Source organism: Micromonospora yasonensis, assembly GCF_026013475.1.
Taxonomy (GTDB): domain Bacteria; phylum Actinomycetota; class Actinomycetes; order Mycobacteriales; family Micromonosporaceae; genus Micromonospora; species Micromonospora yasonensis.
This window is the reverse complement of record NZ_JAPDPH010000110.1, coordinates 1-22709: the sequence shown is the minus strand read 5'-3', so window position 1 is coordinate 22709 and position 22709 is coordinate 1. Positions and strand designations below refer to the sequence as shown.

General features: G+C 73.8%; 24 protein-coding genes and 1 pseudogene. 19 read left to right on the top strand and 6 right to left on the bottom strand.

Translation table 11 applies throughout. The annotated features are described in order from the left end of the window. From rplT to argH, 13 genes are all read left to right on the top strand, one after another. Positions 1 to 321, top strand: a 321-nt coding sequence (gene rplT / locus ONA70_RS21465; protein WP_265008262.1) for a 50S ribosomal protein L20, incomplete at its 5' end; no start/stop codon positions are given. 35 nt (positions 322 to 356) lie between these two features. Further along, entirely contained in the window at positions 357 to 1241 is an 885-nt protein-coding gene (locus ONA70_RS21460) for a TrmH family RNA methyltransferase (RefSeq protein WP_265008261.1), read from the top strand. A 171-nt stretch (positions 1242 to 1412) separates the two neighbouring features. Then, complete coding sequence (gene pheS / locus ONA70_RS21455; protein ID WP_265008260.1) at positions 1413 to 2486, top strand: phenylalanine--tRNA ligase subunit alpha; 1074 nt, start codon at positions 1413 to 1415, stop codon at positions 2484 to 2486. A gap of 41 nt (positions 2487 to 2527) precedes the next feature. Beyond that, complete coding sequence (gene pheT / locus ONA70_RS21450) at positions 2528 to 5077, top strand: phenylalanine--tRNA ligase subunit beta (RefSeq protein ID WP_265008259.1); 2550 nt, start codon at positions 2528 to 2530, stop codon at positions 5075 to 5077. A gap of 187 nt (positions 5078 to 5264) precedes the next feature. Beyond that, on the top strand, positions 5265 to 6464 hold the full coding sequence (locus tag ONA70_RS21445) for a low temperature requirement protein A (RefSeq protein ID WP_265008258.1): 1200 nt from the start codon (positions 5265 to 5267) through the stop codon (positions 6462 to 6464). A 143-nt stretch (positions 6465 to 6607) separates the two neighbouring features. Beyond that, the gene (gene argC / locus ONA70_RS21440) at positions 6608 to 7609 is read left to right on the top strand and encodes an N-acetyl-gamma-glutamyl-phosphate reductase (RefSeq protein WP_265008257.1); all 1002 of its coding nucleotides are present in this window, start codon (positions 6608 to 6610) and stop codon (positions 7607 to 7609) included. Next, positions 7606 to 8778 (top strand): bifunctional glutamate N-acetyltransferase/amino-acid acetyltransferase ArgJ, encoded by a 1173-nt coding sequence (argJ, locus tag ONA70_RS21435; RefSeq protein WP_265008256.1) that lies wholly within the window; start codon positions 7606 to 7608, stop codon positions 8776 to 8778. Before argC ends, argJ begins: the two co-directional genes overlap by 4 nt. After that, a complete protein-coding gene (gene argB / locus ONA70_RS21430; RefSeq protein WP_265008255.1) occupies positions 8775 to 9662 on the top strand; it encodes an acetylglutamate kinase in 888 nt (295 codons plus the stop codon). Before argJ ends, argB begins: the two co-directional genes overlap by 4 nt. Next, complete coding sequence (locus ONA70_RS21425; protein WP_265008254.1) at positions 9659 to 10843, top strand: acetylornithine transaminase; 1185 nt, start codon at positions 9659 to 9661, stop codon at positions 10841 to 10843. Before argB ends, ONA70_RS21425 begins: the two co-directional genes overlap by 4 nt. Next, entirely contained in the window at positions 10840 to 11769 is a 930-nt protein-coding gene (gene argF, locus ONA70_RS21420) for an ornithine carbamoyltransferase (RefSeq protein WP_265008253.1), read from the top strand. The genes ONA70_RS21425 and argF overlap by 4 nt, the downstream gene beginning before the upstream one ends. Continuing rightward, positions 11766 to 12281, top strand: coding sequence for an arginine repressor (locus ONA70_RS21415; RefSeq protein WP_265008252.1), 516 nt, complete (start codon positions 11766 to 11768; stop codon positions 12279 to 12281). The genes argF and ONA70_RS21415 overlap by 4 nt, the downstream gene beginning before the upstream one ends. Further along, the gene (locus tag ONA70_RS21410) at positions 12278 to 13483 is read left to right on the top strand and encodes an argininosuccinate synthase (RefSeq protein WP_265008251.1); all 1206 of its coding nucleotides are present in this window, start codon (positions 12278 to 12280) and stop codon (positions 13481 to 13483) included. The genes ONA70_RS21415 and ONA70_RS21410 overlap by 4 nt, the downstream gene beginning before the upstream one ends. 14 nt (positions 13484 to 13497) lie before the next feature. Beyond that, positions 13498 to 14961 (top strand): argininosuccinate lyase, encoded by a 1464-nt coding sequence (gene argH / locus ONA70_RS21405; protein ID WP_265008263.1) that lies wholly within the window; start codon positions 13498 to 13500, stop codon positions 14959 to 14961. A 39-nt stretch (positions 14962 to 15000) separates the two neighbouring features. Here argH and ONA70_RS21400 read toward each other — a convergent pair whose 3' ends face one another. The 3 genes from ONA70_RS21400 to ONA70_RS21390 all read right to left on the bottom strand — a co-directional run bounded on the left by ONA70_RS21400 (position 15001) and on the right by ONA70_RS21390 (position 16286). Continuing rightward, the gene (locus tag ONA70_RS21400) at positions 15001 to 15354 is read right to left on the bottom strand and encodes an MmcQ/YjbR family DNA-binding protein (protein WP_265008250.1); all 354 of its coding nucleotides are present in this window, start codon (positions 15352 to 15354) and stop codon (positions 15001 to 15003) included. Between the two features lie 110 nt (positions 15355 to 15464). Next, the gene (locus ONA70_RS21395) at positions 15465 to 15899 is read right to left on the bottom strand and encodes a DNA-binding protein (protein WP_265008249.1); all 435 of its coding nucleotides are present in this window, start codon (positions 15897 to 15899) and stop codon (positions 15465 to 15467) included. Between the two features lie 24 nt (positions 15900 to 15923). Beyond that, positions 15924 to 16286 carry a hypothetical protein gene (locus ONA70_RS21390; RefSeq protein ID WP_265008264.1) on the bottom strand — a complete coding sequence of 121 codons (363 nt, stop codon included), beginning with the start codon at positions 16284 to 16286 and terminating at the stop codon, positions 15924 to 15926. Here ONA70_RS21390 and ONA70_RS21385 point away from each other — a divergent pair. The 3 genes from ONA70_RS21385 to ONA70_RS21375 all read left to right on the top strand — a co-directional run bounded on the left by ONA70_RS21385 (position 16246) and on the right by ONA70_RS21375 (position 18872). Further along, positions 16246 to 16893 (top strand): DNA-3-methyladenine glycosylase, encoded by a 648-nt coding sequence (locus ONA70_RS21385; protein WP_319958034.1) that lies wholly within the window; start codon positions 16246 to 16248, stop codon positions 16891 to 16893. The two genes, ONA70_RS21390 and ONA70_RS21385, sit on opposite strands and share 41 nt — an antisense overlap. Positions 16894 to 17109: 216 nt before the next feature. Then, a complete protein-coding gene (locus ONA70_RS21380) occupies positions 17110 to 18249 on the top strand; it encodes an LLM class flavin-dependent oxidoreductase (protein ID WP_265008248.1) in 1140 nt (379 codons plus the stop codon). Beyond that, positions 18246 to 18872 (top strand): FMN reductase, encoded by a 627-nt coding sequence (locus ONA70_RS21375; RefSeq protein WP_265008247.1) that lies wholly within the window; start codon positions 18246 to 18248, stop codon positions 18870 to 18872. The genes ONA70_RS21380 and ONA70_RS21375 overlap by 4 nt, the downstream gene beginning before the upstream one ends. A 12-nt stretch (positions 18873 to 18884) precedes the next feature. On the opposite strand, the gene ONA70_RS21370 is transcribed toward ONA70_RS21375, so the two are convergent. Together ONA70_RS21370 and ONA70_RS21365 are read right to left on the bottom strand one after the other, a co-directional pair. Continuing rightward, on the bottom strand, positions 18885 to 19766 hold the full coding sequence (locus ONA70_RS21370) for a universal stress protein (protein WP_265008246.1): 882 nt from the start codon (positions 19764 to 19766) through the stop codon (positions 18885 to 18887). Between the two features lie 88 nt (positions 19767 to 19854). After that, a pseudogene (locus tag ONA70_RS21365) lies at positions 19855 to 20223 on the bottom strand (universal stress protein); the annotation flags it as partial. 201 nt (positions 20224 to 20424) lie between these two features. Here ONA70_RS21365 and ONA70_RS21360 point away from each other — a divergent pair. After that, positions 20425 to 20895: a cyclic nucleotide-binding domain-containing protein gene (locus tag ONA70_RS21360; RefSeq protein ID WP_265008245.1), complete on the top strand. Its 471-nt coding sequence runs from the start codon at positions 20425 to 20427 to the stop codon at positions 20893 to 20895. Between the two features lie 16 nt (positions 20896 to 20911). Here the strand turns inward: ONA70_RS21360 and ONA70_RS21355 are convergent, their stop codons facing one another. Next, a complete protein-coding gene (locus ONA70_RS21355; protein WP_265008244.1) occupies positions 20912 to 21238 on the bottom strand; it encodes a hypothetical protein in 327 nt (108 codons plus the stop codon). A 123-nt stretch (positions 21239 to 21361) separates the two neighbouring features. Between ONA70_RS21355 and ONA70_RS21350 the strand changes: the two genes are divergently transcribed. Together ONA70_RS21350 and ONA70_RS21345 are read left to right on the top strand one after the other, a co-directional pair. Beyond that, entirely contained in the window at positions 21362 to 21865 is a 504-nt protein-coding gene (locus ONA70_RS21350) for a GNAT family N-acetyltransferase (RefSeq protein ID WP_265008243.1), read from the top strand. 10 nt (positions 21866 to 21875) lie between these two features. Further along, a complete protein-coding gene (locus ONA70_RS21345; RefSeq protein ID WP_265008242.1) occupies positions 21876 to 22499 on the top strand; it encodes a YgjV family protein in 624 nt (207 codons plus the stop codon). The last annotated feature ends 210 nt before the right edge of the window (positions 22500 to 22709 follow it).

Sequence of the window (22709 nt, the reverse complement as noted above, 5' to 3'; positions counted from 1 at the left end):
CGCGGTCAGCGCTCCCGCCTCTACCGCAAGGCCAAGGAGCAGGTGCTGCACTCGATGCAGTACGCCTACCGGGACCGTCGTGACCGCAAGGGCGACTTCCGGCAGCTCTGGATCCAGCGGATCAACGCCGGCGCCCGGGCCAACGGCCTCACCTACAACCGGCTGATCCAGGGCCTGCGCCTGGCCGGCATCGAGGTCGACCGCAAGATCCTGGCCGACCTGGCCGTCAACGACGCCGCGGCGTTCGCCGCGATCGTCGAGCTGGCCCGGGCCGCCGTGGCGGCCGAGGGCACCGGTGGCGCCGCGGCCCAGGCCGCCTGATCCACCCGTACCAGCAGCAGATCGAGGCGTCTCCCATGCAGTCACCATCGCGCGGGAGGCGCCTCGACGCTGTCTCCGGCCCGTTCACCCCGCGTACGCCCAGGGTCGTCGCGGCCCGCCGGTTGCAGCGCCGCCGGGACCGCGAGAACAGCGGCCGGTTCCTGGCCGAGGGGCCGCAGGCCGTCCGCGAGGCCCTCGCCCGGGCCGGCACGGTGGTCGAGCTGTTCGGCACCCCGGCCGCCCTCGACCGGTACGCCGATCTCGCGGCCCGGGCCGCCGGGGTCGACGTCCCGGTCTCCGAGGTCACCGACGAGGCCCTCGCCGCGCTCACCGAGACGGTCGCGCCGCAGGGCCTGGTCGCCGTCTGCCGTCATCTCGACGTACCCCTGGAGCGGGCCCTCGCGCGCGGGCCGCGGCTGGTCGCGGTGCTCGCCGAGATCCGCGACCCGGGCAACGCCGGCACCGTCCTGCGCACCGCGGACGCGGCCGGCGCGGGCGCGGTGGTCTTCGCGGGCGACGCGGTCGACCCGTACAACGGCAAGTGCGTGCGGGCCTCCGCCGGCAGCCTCTTCCACGTCGACGTGGTCCGCGCCGCCGACCCGGTCCACGCGGTCGACGCGCTGCGTGCGGCCGGGCTCTCGATTCTCGCCACCACGGGGTACGGCGACAGCGACCTGGACGACCTGACCGACGCCGGCCAGCTCGCCACCCCCACCGCCTGGCTCTTCGGCTCCGAGGCGCACGGCCTGCCCGAGGAGCTGACCGCCGCGGCCGACGCCCGGGTCCGGGTGCCGCTGCACGGGCGCGCCGAGAGCCTGAACCTGGCTGCGGCCGCGGCCGTCTGCCTGTACGCTTCAGCGAGAGCACTGCGCCGACCGACGGGTCGCGCGGGCGACACAGCAGGGGAGTCAGCCGGATGATGAACGCGCCACGGCGTTCGTTTAGCCAGCCCGCCGGTGTCGGCGGGCGGCGGGCCTGACCCTTCCCCCTGCGTACCTCCCACCGGCGGGCTGCGGCGAAGCCGCGCGTCCGTAGACTCGCCTAGCCGCCCGTGAGGGCCGGCGCCCGCCGTGAGGGAGTGCCCGTTCACCATGAGCTACCGCAACGATCCGTACGACCCGAAGCAGGTGGCCCTGCTCGACCCGGACGCCCTGGCCGGGGCCGTGGCCGACGCCGAGAAGGCGTTCGCCGCCGCCGCCGACCCGGACGCGCTGGCCGCGCTGCGCCCCGCGCACCTCGGGGACCGCGCCCCGGTCTCGCTCGCCCGCCGGGAGATCGGCGCGCTGCCGCCGGCCGGCAAGGCTGACGCCGGCAAGCGGGTCAACGAGGCCCGCCGCGCCATCGAGACCGCGTACGCCGCCCGGCAGGAGACCCTGGAGCAGGAGCGGGCCGCGCGGGTGCTGGTCGAGGAGCGGGTCGACGTGACCCTGCCGTACGACCGCCGGCCGCGCGGCGCCCGGCACCCGCTCAGCACCCTGATGGAGCAGATCAGCGACCTGTTCATCGGCATGGGCTACGAGATCGCCGAGGGCCCCGAGGTCGAGCTGGAGTGGACCAACTTCGACGCGCTGAACATCCCCGCCGACCACCCGGCGCGCGGCCTGATGGACACCTTCCACATCGCCCCGCAGGACGGTTCGGGCAGCTCCGGCCTGGTGCTGCGTACCCACACGTCGCCGGTGCAGGCGCGCACCATGCTCACCCGCAAGCCGCCGATCTACGTGGTCGTGCCCGGCCGGGTCTACCGCACCGACGAGCTGGACGCCACCCACGCCCCGGTCTTCCACCAGGTCGAGGGCCTGGTGGTGGACAAGGGCATCACCATGGCGCACCTGCGCGGCACGCTGGACCACTTCGCCCGGGCCATGTTCGGCGAGCACGCGAAGACCCGGTTCCGGCCGCACTACTTCCCGTTCACCGAGCCGTCGGCCGAGTTCGACATCTGGTTCGAGGAGCACCGGGACGGTCCGCAGTGGGTCGAGTGGGGCGGCTGCGGCATGGTCAACCCGCGGGTGCTGCGGGCCTGCGGCATCGACCCGGAGGTCTACTCCGGATTCGCGTTCGGCATGGGCATCGACCGGACCGTGATGTTCCGCCACGGGGTCAGCGACATGCGGGACATGGCCGAGGGCGACGTGCGGTTCACCCGCGCGTTCGGCGTGTAGACGGTGCGGGCACGAGTTACGGAGACGGTGGTTTAACAGTCATGCGAGTTTCTGTCAGTTGGCTGCGGGAGTACGTCGACCTCCCCGCCGACCTGCCCGCCGGCGACCTGGAGCAGGCGCTGGTCGACCTCGGTATCGAGGTGGAGTCCATCGAGGACCTGCGGGAGTCGGTCACCGGTCCGCTGGTGGTCGGTGAGGTCCTGGAGATCGAGGAGCTGACCGGCTTCAAGAAGCCGATCCGGTTCTGCAAGGTCGACGTCGGGGCCGCCAACGGCACCGGCGAGCCGCAGGAGATCGTCTGCGGGGCACGCAACTTCGCCCCGGGTGACCGGGTGGTGGTGATCCTTCCCGGCGGCGTGCTGCCCGGCAACTTCGCCATCGGCGCGCGCAAGACGTACGGGCGCAACTCCAACGGCATGATCTGCTCCGCCAGGGAGCTGGGCCTGGGCGACGACCACTCGGGCATCATCGTGCTGCCCGAGGACACCCCCGCCAAGCCCGGCGACGACGCCCGCCCGGTGGTCGGCCTCGACGACGTCGTGGTCGAGATGGAGATCACCCCGGACCGCGGGTACGCGCTCAGCGTGCGCGGCGTCGCCCGCGAGCTGTCGCTCGCCCTCGGCGTGCCGTTCCGCGACCCGGCGGCGGTCGACGCCCCGGGCGGGACCGCCGAGCCGGCGTACCCGGTCGAGGTGCGGGACACGGTCGGCTGCGACCGGTTCGCCGCGCGGCTGGTCCGCGGCATCGACCCGACCGCGGAGACCCCGGGCTGGCTGGCCCGGCGGCTCACCGTGGCCGGCATCCGGAGCATCTCGCTGCCGGTCGACATCACCAACTACCTGATGCTCGAGCTCGGCCAGCCGATGCACGCCTTCGACGCCGACCGGATCAGCGGCCCGCTGGTGGTCCGCCGCGCCGAGCCGGGTGAGAAGCTGACCACCCTGGACGGGGTCACCCGCACCCTGGTCGCCGAGGACATGGTGATCTGCGACGACACCGGTCCCATCTCGCTGGCCGCGGTGATGGGCGGCGAGACCAGCGAGGTGGTCGCCTCCACCACGAACGTGCTCTTCGAGGCGGCGCACTGGGACCCGGCGATGGTGGGCCGCACCGCCCGCCGGCACAAGCTGTTCAGCGAGGCCGCCAAGCGCTGGGAGCGCGGCGTCGATCCGGCGCTCGCGCTCGTCGCGCTGGAGAAGGCGGTACGGCTGCTTACCGAGCACGCCAGCGGCAGCGTCGGTGCCGAGATCCTCGACATCGACCACGTCCGGCCGCGTACCCCGATCACCCTGCCGGCGGACCTGCCGTCGCGCCGGGTCGGCGTGGTCTACTCGCCGGAGCGGGTGGTCGAGCTGCTGGAGCAGGTCGGCTGCACGGTCACCCGGGGCACCGACCGGCTCGGCGAGGACCCCGGCGAGGTCGGGGTGGCCGCCGCCGGCCGCGCCGAGGTGCTGACGGTGACCCCGCCGAGCTGGCGGCCCGACCTCACCGACCCGGCCGACCTGGTCGAGGAGGTGGTCCGTCTCGACGGGTACGACCGGGTGCCGTCGGAGCTGCCCACCGCACCCGCCGGCCGGGGCCTCACCTGGCAGCAGCTGCGCCGCCGGGCGGTCGCCCGGTCGCTCGCCGAGCGCGGGTACGTCGAGGTCCTCGCCCACCCGTTCGTCTCCGCCGACCTGGCCGACCAGCTCGGCCTGCCCGCCGACGACCCGCGCCGCCCGGCGGTCCGGGTGGCCAACCCGCTGTCCGAGGAGCAGCCGCTGCTGCGTACCACGCTGCTCGGCCCGCTGCTCGGCATCCTCAAGCGCAACGTGAGCCGGGGCCAGCGCGACCTGGCGATCTACGAGATCGGGGCGGTGTTCCACCCGCGCCCGGGTGCCGGCAGCCCGCCTGCCATGGGCGTGGACCGGCGCCCCACCGACGAGGAGTTCGCCGCCGCCGACGCGGTGGTGCCGGACCAGCCACGGCACGTCGCGGTGGCCCTCGCCGGCGAGATCGAGCCGGCCGGCTGGTGGGGCGCGGGCCGGGTGGCCGGCTGGGCGGACGCCGTCGAGGCCGGCCGGGCCGTGCTGGCCGCCGCCGGCTTCCCGGCGGACCGGGTCACCGTCCGGGCCGCCGAGCACGCTCCGTGGCACCCCGGCCGCTGCGCCGAGCTGCGAGTGGACGACACCACCGTCGGCTACGCGGGCGAGCTGCACCCGGTCGTGGTGGACAACCTGGAACTGCCCCGCCGGACCAGCGCCATGGAGCTGAACCTGAACGCGCTGCCCGCCGCGCCGCTGGTGGCCGGGCCGGCCATCTCCACCTTCCCGCCCGCGTTGATCGATGTGGCGCTGGTGGTGGACGAGCCGGTCCCGGCCGCCGAGGTGGAGCGGGCGCTCGTCGAGGGGGCCGGCGAGCTGCTGGAGGGCGTCCGGCTCTTCGACGTGTACGCCTCGGCGCAGCTCGGCGCGGGCCGCAAGTCGCTGGCGTACAAGCTCACGTTCCGGGCCCCGGACCGGACGCTCACCGTCGAGGAGGCGGTGGCCGCCCGGGACGCGGCGGTGGCGCTGGCGGCGGAGCGCTTCGGCGCCACCCTGCGCGGCGCCTGAGTGATCGATCGAGGGCCTCTCCCGCCATGGTGGGAGGGGCCCTCGGCGTGTCCCGGGCCCGGTTCCCGATGCCGCCCGCGCTGATCGACGGGACGCCGGTAGGCACCCGTCGAATCTCCCGGCCTGGCGCTCATCCCGCGCCACGGCTGAGATACTGGCCAAAACGGGGCAAACGAGGGTAACCCACATGGCCACTCGGGGTGCGGCGGCGGAGCTGCCGGGGAGCCGTAAGCCTCCGCAGCGGGCCGGCTTCGTCGAACTGCTCTTCGACGTGGTGCTCGTCTTCGCCCTCACCCGCCTCTCCGACCGCCTGGTCGAGCAACTGACCTGGCACGGCTTCTACTCGGCGATGGTGCTGGCCCTGGCCATCTGGTGGCTCTGGTACCGCATGGCCTGGACGACCAACCGGTACGACCCCACCCGGCCGATGATCCAGGTCATGGTCATCGTGACCATGCTCGGCGCCCTGCTGATGGCTGCCGCGTTGCCGAGGGCCTTCGAGGCTTACGCGGCCGTCTTCGCGGGGGTCTACGTCGCCGTCCAGGTGTCCCGGCATCTCTGGCTCGTGCTGTTCGGCGGGGACGGCTACGCGCGCGGGGTCAGCATCCGGATCGTCTTCTGGGCATGCATCTCCGCGGTGCCGTGGCTCATCGGGATCTTCGTGGCCGACGGCCCGCGGCTGGCCTGGTGGACCGTGGCGGTCCTCGTCGACTACGCCGCCGGGCTGCTCGACTTCCCGACGCCGTGGCTGGGCCGCGCCGGACTGCGGCGCCAGCCGATCGCGGAGGAGCACCTGACGGAGCGCTATCGGCAGGTGCTCATCATCGCCTTCGGCGAGACCATCCTGACCTCCGGCATCCAGATCAGCCCGTACGGTTTCCAGCGCGAGCGGACGGCCGCGCTGCTGGTGGCGTTCCTGATCACCGTGCTGCTCTGGCAGATCTACTACTACCGGGCGGGCGAGTTGCTCCCCGCCGCCATCGCGTCGTCCCGGGCCCCGGCCTATGTCGGTGAGCTCGCGTCCTACGCGCACCTGATCATGGTGATCGGCGTCGCGGTCAGCGCCGTGGGCGACCGCCTCATCATCACGGAACCCGTCGGCGAGGCCACGTCGTCGCGGATCATGGTCATCCTCGGCGGACCCGCGCTGTTCCTGGGCGGCCGGGCGATGCTCGACTACGCCGCCTTCAGCCGCGTCTCCTGGTCGCGGCCGATCGGCCTGGTGCTGCTCGTGGTCCTGGTTCCGGCGGTCCACGTGCTGCCGCCCCTGCTGGTGGCCCTGGCCGCCGCCCTGGTGCTGGCCGGCGTCGCGATCGCCAACGTGATCAGCTGGCGGCTGTACCCGAGGGCGATGGCACCGCCGTCCGACGTGCCGGGCAGGCGCTGACCGGTCCGTCCGCGCCCGCCGACGTGCGCGAAGGCACTCGGGCCGACCAGGCGGCGTCGAACTTTCATGCAGTCCGCTGCATGAAGTTGCAGTGCCAGGCTGATCTCTGTTAACCTCCGTTGCATAGTCATGCGGAGGTAGGTATGGGTATCCGGGTTGCGGTCGCCGGGGCGAGTGGGTACGCCGGCGGCGAGCTGCTGCGCCTGCTCGCCGGGCACCCCGAGTTCGATCTAGTCGCCGCCACCGCCCACTCCTCGGCCGGCCAGCCCGTCACCGTCGTACACCCCCAGCTCGCCGGGCTCGACCTGGTGTTCGGGGCGACCGACCCGACCACCCTGGCCGACGCGGACCTGATCTTCCTGGCCCTGCCGCACGGCCAGTCGGCGGCCCTCGCCGCGGTTCTCCCCGCCACCGTCAAGGTGGTCGACCTCGGCGCCGACCACCGGCTGGCCGACGCGGACGCCTGGGCCCGCTACTACGGCGGCCCGCACGCCGGCGCCTGGACCTACGGCCTGCCCGAGCTGCCCGGCCAGCGGGCCGCGATCGCCGGGGCCACCCGGGTGGCCAGCACCGGCTGCTACGCGGTGGCCACCACCCTCGCCCTGGCCCCGCTGATCGCCGCCGGCGCGGTCCGCCCCGCCGACGTGGTGGTGGTCGCCGCCTCCGGCACCTCCGGCGCCGGCCGGGCCGCCAAGGCCCACCTGCTCGGCAGCGAGGTGATGGGCGACCTGTCGCCCTACAAGGTCGGCGCGCACCAGCACGTGCCGGAGATCAAGCAGGCCACCGGCGCGACCAGCCTCTCCTTCACCCCGGTGCTCGCGCCCATGCCGCGCGGCATCCTGGCCACCGTAACCGCCGTGCCGACCGGCGACGCCGACCCGCGCGAGGTGCTCGCCGCCGCGTACGTGGACGCGCCCTTCGTGCACGTGCTGCCGGAGGGGACGTGGCCGCACACCGCTGCCACCGCCGGCTCGAACTCCTGCCACCTGCAGGCCACGGTCGACGTCGACTCCGGCCGGGTGATCGTGGTCAGCGCCATCGACAACCTGGGCAAGGGCGCGGCCGGCCAGGCCGTGCAGAACGCCAACCTCATGTTCGACCTCCCCGAGACCACCGGCCTCCCCGTCTTCGGAGTCGCGCCATGACAGTGACCACCCCCCGGGGCTTCCGGGCGGCCGGTGTGGCCGCCGGCCTCAAGGCCAGCGGCGCCGGCGACATCGCCCTCGTCGTCAACGACGGGCCCGACGTCGGCATCGCCGGCGTCTTCACCGCCAACCGGGTCAAGGCCGCCCCGGTGCTCTGGACCCAGCAGGTCGTGCGGGGCGGCGTGGTCCGCGCCGTGGTGCTCAACTCCGGCGGGGCGAACGCCTGCACCGGCCCGGCCGGCTTCCAGGACACCCACGCGACCGCCGAACACGCCGCGGCCGTGCTCACCGCCAGCAGCCCCCGGCTGATGGTCGGCGCCGGCGAGGTCGCGGTCTGCTCCACCGGCCTGATCGGCGAGCGCCTGCCCATGGACAAGCTCCTGCCCGGGGTACGCGCCGCCGTCCGTGGCCTGTCCCGCGACGGCGGGCAGCCGGCCGCCGAGGCGATCATGACCACGGACACCCGGCCCAAGACCACCGTGGCCCGGGGCAGCGGCTGGACCGTCGGCGGCATGGCCAAGGGCGCCGGCATGCTCGCCCCGGCGATGGCCACCATGCTCTGCGTGCTCACCACCGACGCGGTGGCCGGCCCGGAGGCCCTGGACGCCGCGCTGCGCGCCGCCACCCGGGTCACCTTCGACCGGGTCGACTCCGACGGCTGCATGTCCACCAACGACACCGTGCTGCTGCTGGCCAGCGGTGCGTCCGGCATCGAGCCGACCGAGGCGGAGTTGACCGCCGCGGTCACCGCCGCCTGCCACGACCTGGCCCAGCAGTTGATCGCCGACGCCGAGGGCGCCACCAAGCAGATCGCCATCGACGTGGTCGGCGCCGCGAGCGAGGACGACGCGGTCGAGGTGGGCCGCTCGGTGGCCCGCAACAACCTGGTCAAGACCGCGCTGTTCGGCAACGACCCGAACTGGGGGCGGATCCTCGCCGCGGTCGGCACCACCGCCGCCGCGTTCGAACCGGACACGCTGGACGTCGCGGTCAACGACGTCTGGGTGTGCCGGGGCGGGGCCGCCGCGGAGGACCGGTCCAAGGTGGACCTCACCGGCCGGGACGTGACCATCCGGATCGACCTGCACGTCGGTGACGCCGCGGCGACCATCTGGACCAACGACCTGTCGCACGCGTACGTGCACGAGAACTCGGCGTACTCCACATGAGTCTCACCGCCGACCTCACCCGGGCCCAGGCCAAGGCCGAGACGCTGATCGAGGCCCTGCCCTGGCTGGCCCGCTTCTCCGGCGCCACCGTCGTGGTCAAGTACGGCGGCAATGCCATGGTCGACCCCGAGCTGCAGCGCGCCTTCGCCGCCGACATGGTCTTCCTCCGGTACGCCGGCCTCAAGCCGGTCGTCGTGCACGGCGGCGGGCCGCAGATCTCCGCGATGCTGAACCGGCTCGGCATCGCCAGCGAGTTCAAGGGCGGCCTGCGGGTCACCACGCCCGAGGCGATGGACGTCGTCCGGATGGTCCTCGTGGGCCAGGTCGGCCGGGAACTGGTCGGCCTGATCAACGCGCACGGCCCGTTCGCCGTCGGCCTCTCCGGCGAGGACGCCGGGCTGTTCACCGCCGTGCGGCGGCCCGCGTACGTGGACGGGGAACCGGTCGACGTCGGGCAGGTCGGCGACGTGGAGTCGGTGGACGTCTCCGCGGTGGCCGACCTGATCGCGGCCGGCCGGATCCCGGTGATCTCCACGGTCGCGCCGGACGCCGACGGGGTGCTGCACAACCTCAACGCGGACACCGCCGCCGCGGCCCTCGCGGTCGCCCTGGAGGCCCGCAAGCTGGTCGTCCTCACCGACGTCGCCGGCCTGTACGCCGACTGGCCGGACACCGCCAGCCTGGTCAGCGAGATCACCACCGACGACCTGGCCAAGCTACTGCCGTCCCTGGAATCGGGGATGGTCCCGAAGATGGAGGCCTGCCTGCGGGCGGTGCGCGGGGGAGTGCCCGCCGCGCACGTCGTCGACGGCCGGGTCGCCCACTCCACGCTGCTCGAGGTGTTCACCTCGGAAGGGTTCGGAACGATGGTGATCAGCTCATGAGCACACTGGTGGAGCGCTGGGGCGCGGCCATGATGGACAACTACGGCACCCCGCCGCTCGCGCTGGTCTCCGGCTCCGGCGCCGTCGTGGTCGACGAGGCCGGCCGGGAGTACGTCGACCTGCTCGGCGGCATCGCGGTCAACGCCCTCGGCCACGCCCACCCGGCCGTGGTGGCCGCCGTCGCCAAGCAGGTCGCCACGCTCGGGCACGTGTCCAACCTGTTCGTCGCCGAGCCGCCGGTGGCCCTCGCCGAGCTGCTGCTGGCCCTCGCCGGCCGCCCGGGCCGGGCCTTCTTCGCCAACTCGGGCGCCGAGGCGAACGAGGCCGCGTTCAAGCTCTCCCGGCTCACCGGCCGCACCCACGTGGTCGCCACCCGGGGCGGCTTCCACGGCCGGACCATGGGCGCCCTGGCGCTCACCGGCCAGCCGGCCAAGGCCGACCCGTTCCGCCCGCTGCCCGGCGACGTCACCCACGTCGAGTACGGCGACGCCGCCGCCCTGGCCGAGGCGGTCACCGACGGCACCGCCATGGTGATCCTCGAGCCGATCCAGGGCGAGAACGGCATCGTCGTCCCACCGCCCGGCTACCTCGCCGAGGCCCGGCGGATCACCGCCGCGCGCGGCGCCCTGCTGGTGCTCGACGAGGTGCAGACCGGCATCGGCCGGACCGGCCACTGGTTCGCCCACCAGGCCGAGGGCGTCGAGCCGGACCTCGTCACCCTGGCCAAGGGGCTCGGCGGCGGCCTGCCCATCGGCGCCTGCCTGGCCTTCGGCCGGGCCGCCGAGCTGCTCGGCCCCGGCTCGCACGGCACCACCTTCGGCGGCAACCCGGTCAGCTGCGCGGCCGCCCTCGCGGTGGTCGCCACCATCGCCAACGAGGGGCTGCTCGACCACGTCAAGCGGATCGGGGAGCGGCTGCGGCGGGGGATCGAGGCGCTCGGCCACCCGCTCGTCACCGAGGTACGCGGCGCTGGCCTGCTGCTCGGCGTCGTGCTCGACCAGCCGGTCTCCGGCGCGGTGGCGACCGCGCTGCGTGGTGCCGGCTTCCTGGTCAACCCGGTCCAGCCCGGCGTGGTCCGGCTCGCCCCGCCGCTGATCCTCAGCGCCGAGCAGGTCGACGCCTTCCTCGCCGCCCTCCCCGCCGCCCTCGACGCCGCCGTCCCCTCGGAGGTCCCCGCATGATCCGGCACTTCCTGCGCGACGACGACCTGTCGCCCGCCGAGCAGTCCGCCGTGCTCGACCTCGCCGCCCGGATGAAGGCCGACCGGTTCGCCCACAAGCCCCTGGCCGGGCCGCGGTCGGTGGCGGTGCTTTTCGACAAGCAGAGCCTGCGTACCCGGTTCTCCTTCGACGTCGGCATCGCCGAGCTGGGCGGCCACCCGCTCGTGGTGGACACCCAGGTCACCCACTTCGGGCGGGGCGAGACCCTGGCCGACGCCGGCCGGGTGCTCTCCCGCTACGTGGCCGCGATCGTCCTGCGCACCCACGGCGACGACCGGATCGCCGAGGTCGCCGCGCACGCCACCGTGCCGGTGGTCAACGCGCTCACCGACGCGTACCACCCGTGCCAGCTGCTGGCCGACCTGCTCACCGTGCGGGAGCGGTGCGGCGGCACCGCCGGGCGCACCCTGGCGTACGTCGGCGATGCGGCGAACAACATGGCGCACTCGTACCTGCTGGCCGGGGCCACCGCCGGGATGCACGTCCGGGTGGCCGGGCCGGCCGGCTTCCAGCCCGACCCCGAGATCGTCGCCCGGGCCGAGAAGATCGCCGCCGGCACCGACGGCTCGGTCCGGGTGCTCACCGACCCGGTCGAGGCGGTCCGCGCTGCCGACGTGGTCGCCACCGACACCTGGACCTCGATGGGCCAGGAGTCCGACGGCCTCGACCGGACCACCCCGTTCCTGCCGTACCAGGTCAACGACGCGCTGCTCGGCCACGCCGCGCCGGACGTGATCGTGCTGCACTGCCTGCCCGCCCACCGGGGCGAGGAGATCACCGACGCGGTGCTCGACGGGCCGCACAGCGCCGTCTTCGACCAGGCGGAGAATCGCCTGCACGCCCAGAAGGCGCTGCTGACCTTTCTCCTGGAGGCATCGACCCCATGACCGCTCCGCTGACCCGCGCCGCCCGGCACGCCCGCATCGTCGAGCTGATTCGCGACCGGGCCATCCACTCGCAGACCGAGCTGGCCGACCTGCTCGCCGGTGACGGCATCCAGGTCACCCAGGCCACCCTCTCCCGCGACCTCAAGGAACTCGGGGCGGTCACCGCGCGCGGCGGCGACGGGCGGGGCGTCTACCTGATCCCGGAAGACGGCCACCGGCCGCTGCGCGAGGCCGAGGCTGCCCCGGCCCGGCTCGTCCGGCTGCTGCGCGAGCTGCTCAACGGGGTCGACTCCAGCGGCAACATCGCCGTGCTGCGTACCCCGCCGGGCGCAGCCCACTACCTGGCCAGTGCGTTGGATCGAGCGGGCCTGTCCGAGATCGTCGGCACCATCGCCGGCGACGACACCATCCTCGTCGTGGCCCGCGAGGCCGACGGCGGCGCCGCGTTGGGCGACAAGCTCGCCGCGTGGGCCCGCCGGGAAGAGAACGTTGAAGGGAGCGCCACACCATGACCGAGCGGGTCGTCCTGGCGTACTCCGGGGGTCTCGACACCTCCGTCGCCATCCCGTACCTGGCCGAGCAGACCGGCGCCGAGGTGATCGCCGTCGCGGTCGACCTCGGCCAGGGCGGCGAGGACATGAACGTCATCCGGCAGCGCGCGCTGGACTGCGGCGCGGTCGAGTCCGAGGTGGTCGACGCGCGCGACGAGTTCGCCGCCGAGTACTGCCTGCCGGCGATCCGGGCCAACGCCCTCTACCTGGACCGGTACCCGCTGGTCTCCGCGCTGTCCCGGCCGCTGATCGTCAAGCACCTGGTCGCCGCCGCGAAGCAGCACGGCGGCACGATCGTGTCGCACGGCTGCACCGGAAAGGGCAACGACCAGGTCCGGTTCGAGGTCGGCCTGGGCGCGCTCGCCCCCGACCTGAAGATCATCGCGCCGGCCCGGGACTTCGCCTGGACCCGGGACAAGGCGATCGCCTTCGCCGAGGAGAAGGGGCTGCCGATCGACGTGTCGGCGAAGTCGCCGTACTCGATCGACCAGAACCTGTGGGGCCGCGCGGTGGAGACCGGTTTCCTCGAGGACATCTGGAACGGCCCCACCGAGGACCTGTACTCGTACACCGCCGACCCGAGCGAGCCGCGGGACGCCGACGAGGTGGTCATCACCTTCGACGCCGGTGTGCCGGTCGCCATCGACGGCGAGACGGTCACCCCGTACCAGGCGGTCCTGGAGCTCAACCGGCGGGCCGGCGCCCAGGGCGTGGGCCGGCTCGACATGGTCGAGGACCGGCTCGTCGGCATCAAGAGCCGCGAGGTGTACGAGGCGCCCGGCGCGATCGCGCTGATCACCGCCCACCAGGAGCTGGAGGCGGTCACCGTCGAGCGGGACCTGGCCCGGTTCAAGCGCGGCGTCGACCAGCGCTGGGGCGAGCTGGTCTACGACGGCCTCTGGTTCTCGCCGCTGAAGAAGGCGCTGGACGCGTTCATCGACGACGCCCAGCAGCACGTCTCCGGCGAGGTGCGGCTCACCCTGCACGGCGGCCGGGCCGTGGTCACCGGCCGGCGCTCCGAGGCCAGCCTCTACGACTTCGGGATGGCCACCTACGACACCGGCGACACCTTCGACCAGTCCCTCGCGAAGGGCTTCGTGCAGCTGTGGGGCCTGCCCAGCAAGCTGGCCGCCGCGCGGGACGCCCGGTTGGGTGGCGCGTGATCGTGACCAGCACAATGGGTGGGGTGGACGACAAGAGCCTGACCGAGAACAGCGCCGCCACCAACCGGACGAGCCTCTGGGGAGGCCGGTTCGCCGGCGGTCCCGCCGAGGCGCTTGCGCGGCTGTCGGTGAGTGTCCAGTTCGACTGGCGCCTCGCCCCGTATGACATCGCCGGCTCCCGGGCGCACGCCCGGGTGCTGGCCGGCGCCGGCCTGCTCGACCCCGAGGAGCTGGGCAAGATCCTGGCCGCGCTGGACGACCTGGAGGCCGCCTGCGCCTCCGGGGCGTTCCGGCCCACGGTCGACGACGAGGACGTGCACACCGCCCTGGAGCGCGGTCTGCTGGAGCGGCTCGGCAGCCTCGGCGGCAAGCTGCGCGCCGGCCGCTCCCGCAACGACCAGGTCGCCACCGACCTGCGGCTCTACCTGCGCGACCACGCCCGCGGCGTGGCCGCCCGGCTGGTCGAGCTGGCCGAGGCCCTGGTCGAGCAGGCCGGCCGGCACGTGGACACCGCCGCGCCCGGCATGACCCACCTGCAGCACGCCCAGCCGGTCACCTTCGGGCACTGGCTGCTCGCCCATGTGCAGCCGCTGCTGCGGGATCTGGAACGGCTGCGCGACTGGGACCACCGCACGGCGATCAGCCCGCTCGGCGCGGGCGCGCTCGCCGGCTCCGGGCTGCCGCTGGACCCGGTCGCGGTCTCGAAGGAGCTGGGCTTCCGTACGTCCTTCGCCAACTCGATGGACGCGGTGGCCGACCGGGACTTCGTCGCCGAGTTCCTGTTCGTCACCGCGATGATCGGGGTGCACCTGTCCCGCCTCGGCGAGGAGGTGGTGCTCTGGACGTCGCAGGAGTTCGGCTGGGTCGAGCTGGACGACGCCTTCGCCACCGGCTCGTCGATCATGCCGCAGAAGAAGAACGCGGACATCGCCGAGCTGGCCCGGGGCAAGTCCGGCCGCCTGGTCGGCGGGCTGATGAGCGTGCTCACCATGCTCAAGGGCCTGCCGATGACGTACGACCGGGACATGCAGGAGGACAAGGAGCCGGCCTTCGACGCGGTCGACACCCTGGAGCTGCTGCTGCCGGCCCTGGCCGGGATGATCTCCACGATGACCGTACGGGTCGACCGCCTGGTCGCCGCCGCGCCGGTCGGCTACTCCCTCGCCACCGAGGTGGCCGACTGGCTGGTCCGCCGGGGCGTGCCGTTCCGGGACGCGCACGAGATCACCGGCAAGTTGGTCGCGCTGTGTGTGGCCCGGGAGTGCGCCCTCGACGAGGTCTCCGACGACGACCTCGCCGCGGTCAGTGAGCACCTCGACCCGTCGGTGCGCGACGTGCTCTCGGTGCGGTCGGCCCTGGCCGCCCGGACCACCCCTGGCTCGACCGGCCCCGGGCCGGTGGCCGACCAGCTCGCCACCGCGGCCGACAAGCTGGCCGGCTGGCGGGACTGGGCCGCCGAGCGGGTCGTGCCCCGCTGATCCCGTCGCCCCGCGCGGTGGCCCGTCCGCCGCGCGGGGTCAGGCCGTGGGCCGCTCCCGCTTCGGCAGCTTCGCCACCACCGCCTCGTACGACCCGTCGACGGCCTCGATCAGCTCGTCGTCGGGGATGCCGCCGTCCAGCCGCAGGGTGTTCCAGCCGGAGCGCCCGATGTAGGGGGAGGGGCGCGCGTCGGCGGGGAAGCGGTGCAGCCACTCGTCGGCCACCTCGCGGGACGGCCCGCACTTGACGCCCACCCGCGCCTCCCCGTCGAGGGCGCCGAGGAAGGCGAAGATCCGGCTGCCCACCTTGACCACCTCGTCCCCCTCCCAGGGCCGGTCCAGCCAGGTGCCCGGCTTCGCCAGGCAGTACGCCAGCATCTCCTCGCGTTTCATCGCATCCTCCGCTGTCGGTTGGGCCGACCCAGTCTGGCGCGTACCTCCGACATGGCGACGACGGTCCGCGGCGCGCGCCGCCGGTCGTGGCTGACGCGCGACGTCGTCCGTCAGTCGCCGGTGCCGGTGCGGACGGTCAGCCGCTCGTAGCGCTGCCGGGCCGCCTGGGCACTGCCCAGCCCCAGCCCGAAGGCGATCGCCTGCCAGGTCATGCCCCGGCCCCGGGCCGCCTGCAACAGGCCCGCCTCCAGCGCGTCCACCTCGGCGCGGACGTGCGGGATCAGGGTCAGCGCGGCCATCAGGTCGGCCTGGTCGACCGGCTCCTCGCCCGCCTCCAGTTCGGCCCCGCCGGACAGGGCCATCACCAGGGTCGCTGCCTCGTACGCGTCGGGCACGTCGGGATGGGCGTACCGGCGGCGCCGGGCGTCGGTGCCCGCGTGCCGCTCGGCGATCCGCAGCAGCGCCGCGTAGTTGCGGTGGGCCCGGGCCTGGGCCGCGTCCGGAGCGGTGAACGGATCGTTGTCCAGCGTGTCCATGTGTTCCATCAGACCCTCTTGAACGGTCTCTTGTCAACAGTTTGTTGAGAGCGCTGCGTTGGTGTCCGTTCGGTCGACGCGGCACACTCCCTCGATGACCTCGCCCGCGCGCAGCAGCACCGCCGCGGCCCCCGACTGGCGTTCGGTTTCGAGCGCAACGGCGAGCACCGCGAGCCCGAGGCGTCGGCACTGCGGCAGGCGTACGCTGAGGTAGTCAATGGGGGGAGAACTGGGCGGGTGCGGGCGATCATCGAGAGCGCCGTCGAGTCCATCCGTCTCCTGCCTCGCCAGCGGGGTGCCCGCCTGCTCAAGGGTGGCGGCGTCGAATTCGCGTGGCGCCTGCCCTGCCGGGCCAATGCCGAGGGGTCGCCCGTTGTCCGCTGACCTGCGCGCCATCCTCAGCCAACCCGCTCCCCTGGTCGCCCCATCCCTGCTCGGATGGACGCTCACGCATCGGGCGGCAGAGGGGACGGTGGCGGTACAGCTCACCGAGGTTGAGGCGTACGCAGGCCAAGCGGACCCGGCTTCGCATGCCTGGCGGGGACCATCGGCCCGCAACGCTGTGATGTTCGGGCCGGCTGGTCGGCTGTATGTCTACCTGTCTCACGGACTCCACTACTGCGCCAACATCGTGACCGGGCCGGAGGGTGAGGCGTCCGCCGTACTGCTCAGGGCTGGCCGAGTGATCGAGGGTGCGAGCCTTGCGCAGAGCCGGCGAGGCGAGAGGGTGGCCGAACGTTCCCTCGCCCGTGGTCCCGGCAACCTCGGGCAGGCCCTGGCGCTGACGCGGGAGCACAACGGCATCGACCTGCTCGACGGTGCGCCTCTCGTCCTGAGCCCACCCGCGGGGCCGATCGGACCTGTCCTGGCGGGGCCGAGGGTCGGTGTGAGTCGGGCCCATGACTGGCCCTGGCGGCACTGGCTGGCCGGAGATCCAACAGTGTCCGCGTACCGGCGGGGCCGGCTCGCCGGGTCGGGATGGCGCGGGGACTGGCAGACGTAGGCAGGGCTTCCGCGGCAGGATCTGGTCCGACCCGTACCTTTCCGGCGGTGCCTGTTTCGGCACGACGGCCGTCAGCAACGCTCGCCGGGCGCGGTGAGCGCGCGGTGACCTGGGCCACCCGGCGGAGAGGCCCCGGCGGAATAGTTGACTCGTCAAATATGTTGTGCGGTGCGATCCCGGGCCGCAGCGGTCCGGGCGCCACGCGAGGAGCTGGTCATGCAGTTCGGAGTCTTCACCGTCGGCGACGTCACGGTCGACCCGACCAACGGGCGGCTGCCGTCCGAGCATGAGCGGATCAAGGCCATGACGGCCATCGCGCTCAAGGCCGAGGAGGTCGGGCTCGACGTCTTCGCCACCGGCGAGCACCACAACCCGCCGTTCGTGCCGTCGTCGCCCACCACCCTGCTCGGCTGGATCGCCGCCCGGACCGAGCGGCTGCTGCTGTCCACCTCGACCACGCTGATCACCACCAACGACCCGGTGAAGATCGCCGAGGACTACGCGATGCTCCAGCACCTCGCCGACGGCCGGGTGGACCTGATGATGGGGCGCGGCAACACCGGCCCGGTCTACCCCTGGTTCGGGCAGGACATCCGCAACGGCATCCCGCTCGCCATCGAGAACTACGACCTGCTGCGCCGGCTGTGGCGGGAGGACGTGGTCGACTGGAAGGGACGGTTCCGCACCCCGCTGCAGTCGTTCACCTCGACCCCGCGCCCGCTCGACGGCGTGCCGCCCTTCGTCTGGCACGGCTCGATCCGCAGCCCGGAGATCGCCGAGCAGGCCGCGTACTACGGTGACGGCTTCTTCGCCAACCACATCTTCTGGCCCAAGGAGCACACCCAGCGGATGGTCGGCCTCTACCGGCAGCGCTTCGAGCACTACGGCCACGGCTCCGCCGACCAGGCCATCGTCGGCCTCGGCGGCCAGGTCTTCATGCGGAAGAACTCGCAGGACGCGGTCCGCGAGTTCCGGCCGTACTTCGACAACGCGCCGGTCTACGGACACGGGCCGTCGCTGGAGGAGTTCACCCGGGAGACGCCGCTGACCGTGGGCAGCCCGCAGCAGGTCATCGACCGCACCCTCGGCTTCCGCGAGTACGTCGGCGACTACCAGCGCCAGCTGTTCCTGGTCGACCACGCCGGTCTGCCGCTGAAGGCGGTCCTGGAGCAGCTCGACCTGCTCGGCGAGGAGGTCGTCCCGGTACTGCGCAAGGAGTTCGACTCGCTGCGCCCGGCGCACGTGCCCGAGGCGCCGACGCACGCCTCGCTGCTGGCTGCCGCAGGCGGCACGAAGGACAGCACCGTCCACGCCGTCGACGACGTGACCGGCAAGGCGCCCGAGGAGGGCCGATGACCCGCCGTACCCTGGCCGTGGTCTCGGCCGGCCTCGGCCAGCCCTCCTCGACCCGGCTGCTCGCTGACCAGCTCGCCGCGGCCGCCCGGGACGAGCTGGTCGGGCGCGGCGCCGGGGTGGAGATCCGCCCGGTGGAGCTGCGCGAACACGCCCACGACGTGGTGAACCACCTGCTCACCGGCTTCCCGCCGGCCGCGCTGCGGGAGGCGCTGGACACGGTGGCGAGCGCGGACGGGCTGGTCGCCGTCACCCCGATCTTCAACGCCTCGTACAACGGGCTGTTCAAGTCGTTCTTCGACGTGGTCGACCGGGACGCCCTCGCCGACAAGCCGGTGCTGATCGGGGCGACCGGCGGCACCGCCCGGCACTCGCTCGCGCTGGAGCACGCGGTCCGGCCGATGTTCGCGTACCTGCGGGCCGTGGCCGTGCCGACGGCGGTCTTCGCCGCGCCCGAGGACTGGTCCGGCGACGGCGCCGAGGGGGCGCTGCGGGCCCGCATCCGGCGGGCCGGCAGCGAGCTGGCCGAGCAGGTGGACCGCCGCCCGGCGGCGACCGGCCCGGCCGACCCGTTCGCCCTCACCACCAGCTTCGCGGAGCTGCTCGCCGGCCGCGACCCGGCCTGACCGGGGCGGCCGTCAGTCGGCCGGCTCGTACGGATGGGCCACCAGCACGGGGCAGTGCGCGTGCTGCACCAGGGCCTGGCTGACCGAACCGAGCAGCAGCCCGGCGAAACCGCCCCGGCCGCGCGACCCGACCACCACCAGGGCCGCCTCCCCGCTCGCCGCGACCAGCGCCTGCTCCGGCGAGGCGGCCCGGACCGGCCGCTCCACCACGGTGAGCACCGGATGGTCCGACCGGATCCGGGCGGCGGCCCCGGCCAGCAGCTGCGCCGACTCGGCCTGCCCGGCGGCCGCCGCCTCGGCGACCTCCTCCGGCACGGCGCCGCCCCGTTCCGGGGGCCGGACGTGCACCAGCACGAGATCGGTGTCCCGACGCACCGCCTCGTCGGCGGCGAGCCGGACGGCGAGTCCGGCCGACTCCGAGCCGTCCACCCCGACCAGCACCGGCCCGTCCACCGGGATCGGCTGCTCGGCCGGGCGTACCACCAGCACCGGGCAGTGCCCGTGCTGGGCGACCTGGCCGCTGACCGAGCCGAGCAGCAGCCCGGCGAAGCCACCCACCCCCCGGCTGCCCACCACCACCAGGTCGGCCCGGCGGGACTCCGCCACCAGCGTCGCGCCGGGCCCGCCGGCCACCTGGCGGACCTGCACCCGCAGGGTGGGGTGTCGGTCGGTCAGTTCCGCGGCCACCTGTTCGAGCATCTTCTGCGCCTCATCGGTGGGCGCCGGCACCCCGAGGTCGTACGGGTTGAGCGGCACGCCGTAGCCGAGCGGGTGCAGATAGCCGTGCACCAGGTGCAGCGGGCGGGACCGCTGGACGGCGGCGCGGGCGGCGTGCTCGGCGGCGGTCAGGCTGGACGACGATCCGTCGACACCCACCACGACAGGTCGGTTCATCGGCTTCCCTTCCGGTCGGCTCAGGCCATTGTCGACGGCGACGTCCCCGTCGGACCGCATTTGCCCAGACATCCCCGCGCCGACACCTGCTCGACCCTGCCGCGCCGACCACGGTCAGCTGCGCGTCGGTGGACGCCTCGATCAGCGCCCGGGCCGGGGCGTCGGTGACCAGCTTCCGGGTCACCCGGACCTCCGGATAGCGCTCGGCCCAGCCGGCCACCGCCTCGGCGAGCGCCCGCTCCTCCTCGGCTCGCAGCTTCTCCGGGTCGTACACCAGCGGCACGATGTCGCCGGGGCCGACCGGGGCCGGATAGAGCCAGGCGTGCACGGCGATCAGGTCGGTGCCGCGCTGCGCCGCCTCGGCGAACGCGAAACCGACCGCCTCGTCGGAGAGCGCGGAGCCGTCCACCCCGACCACCACCGGACCGTCGGCGCGCGGCTCGCCCCGGACCACCAACCGTCCACACCCACCACGACGCGGGCGCCAGCTCTGTCGGTCATCACGTCCTCCTTCGTCCACCTCCAGGGTTCTCCGGCCGGCGGCCGGCCGGCAGAGGCCCGGTGCCCGCGACGCCCGGGACCATCGGCCCTGACGCTCCGGGCCCTGCGGGAGTGGAATGGAGTCGGGACCATCGACGAGGAGGTCGAAGGAGGCGCGATGACCCCGCTGGAGATGCTCCGCGTACACCCCTTCCTCGCCGGGCTGCCGCAGGAGTGGCTGCCCCGGCTGACCGGCTACGCCCGCCCGGTGGTCTGGCACCCCGGGCACCGGTTGTTCGTCGCCGGACAGCCGGCCGAGCGGTTCTGGCTGGTCCGCGCCGGCGAGGTGGCGCTGGACTTCCCGGTGCCCGGCCGCGGCGACGTGGGGATCGAGACGATCGGCCCGGGCGGTGTGCTCGGCTGGTCCTGGCTCTTCCCGCCGTACCGGTGGCAGTTCGGCGCGGTCGCCGTGCAACGCAGCACCGCCGTCGAGTTCCGCGCCGCCGGGGTACGCCGGCTGATGGAGTCCGACGACGCGCTCGGCCGCCAACTCACCACCCGGTTCATGTCCGTGGTGGTGGACCGGCTCCAGGCGTCCCGGGTACGCCTGCTCGACCTGTACAGCTGTCCGACGTCCGTGGCGAGCTGATTCGCGGCGGGGCCCGCTATCCGCCCGCGCTCAGCTCCGGGTCGACGCGCCGCCGGACGACCAGTTCCGCCACCTCCAGCCGGCCGATGCGCAGCTCCCGGATCACCGCCCGGCGGATGGCCAGGCGTCCGATCGCCAACGTGCCCACCGCCACCGCGCCGAGCGCGGCCGCGGCGAGCGCCAGGGGAGCGGCCGCCGTGGGGCCCAGCGCTCGGGGTCCGGCCGCCGTCGGACCCACCAGCCGTGGTGCGGCGGCCCGCCTCCGGGTAACGAAAGCGGCCAGGGCGGGGACGTGGGCCGCCGGGCCGCGGCGGTGGTGGGCACAGCGCCGGGAGGTGGTCATGTCCCGATTCTCACCGTGGTCCGGTCGCCCGGGACCGGTCCGGGCGGGTCGTCCACCGCCCGGGTGACCCGGTGCCGGGCCGCAGGTCCCGAGTGTGTCGGCGGGCCCGCGTATCCTCCGGCGGTGACCAGTGAGGTGCGGCTCCGCCCGGTACGCGACGACGACCTGCCCGTGTTCTTCGCGCACGAGCAGGACCCGCAGGCCAACTGGATGGCCGCGTTCGGCCCGAAGGACCCGGCCGACCGGGCCGCCTTCGACGCGCACTGGGCCCGGATCCGCGCCGACGAGCGCATCGTGAACCGAACCGTGACGGTCGACGGCGCGGTGGTCGGGCGGGTCGCCGCCTTCCCGGTGGGGGAGCGCACCGAGGTCAGCTACTGGATCGACCCGGCCCGCTGGGGTCGGGGCCACGCCACCGCCGCGCTCGCCGCCCTGCTGCGCGAGCTGCCGCAGCGGCCGGTGTACGCCCGCGCCGCGAAGGACAACGCCGCCTCCCTCGCCGTGCTCCGCAAGTGCGGCTTCGTGGTGGTCGGCGAGGACTGCGGGTACGCCAACGGCCGCGGCAAGGAGGTCGAGGAGTACGTCCTCGAGCTGCCCGCCCGGGCGGCTGAGCCGGACGAGCACTAGTCTCGCCCGGGTGAACTGGCTGGAACTCGTCGGCTGGGCCGGCTCCGCGCTGCTGGTCTGGTCGCTGCTGCAGACGCGGATCCTGCGACTGCGCGCCCTCAACCTGATCGGCTGCATGATCCTGATCGGCTACAACGCCGCCGTGCGGGTCTGGCCCATGGTCGGGCTCAACGTGGTGCTCGCCGTGATCAACGTCTGGTACCTGCGGAAGATGCTGGCCACCCGGCACGACGAGCAGACCTACCAGGTGGTCGAGGTGGGCACCGGCGACGCGTTCCTGGCCCACACGCTACGGGTGCACGCCGCCGACATCACCCGGTTCAACCCGGACTTCCGCTGGGACCCGGCCGAGAACCGCTCGGCCTTCCTGGTGGTCCGCGCCGACGAGGTGGTCGGCGTCGTGGTGTCGCACGCCGAGGCGGGCGGGGTCGCCCAGATCGATCTGGACTACGTCACCCCGCCGTTCCGGGACTTCACCCCGGGCGAGTTCGTCTACCGGCGCAGCCAGCTGTTCACCGACCGGGGCTTCCGCCGGGTGGTCAGCCCGCCCGGCATGGTCGCCCCGTACTACCACCAGCTCGGCTTCCGACCGGAGGGCGGCGCGTACGTGCTGGACCTCCCCACGGCCGCCTGACGCCACCGCGCCCGCAAGGATTCACCGGGCCGCCATCACCGAGGTACGGGTCCGCCGGACCCGGCCCGACGAGGCCGACCACATCGACGTCCTGGTCGAGGCCCGCAACTGACCCGACGCCTCAACCCGGCCCCCGCTGCGGGCCGAACGGGAAGTCGGAAACCGGCGGGCGGAGCTGCACCGCGTCGGCGGGGGACTGGCGGGGGGCGC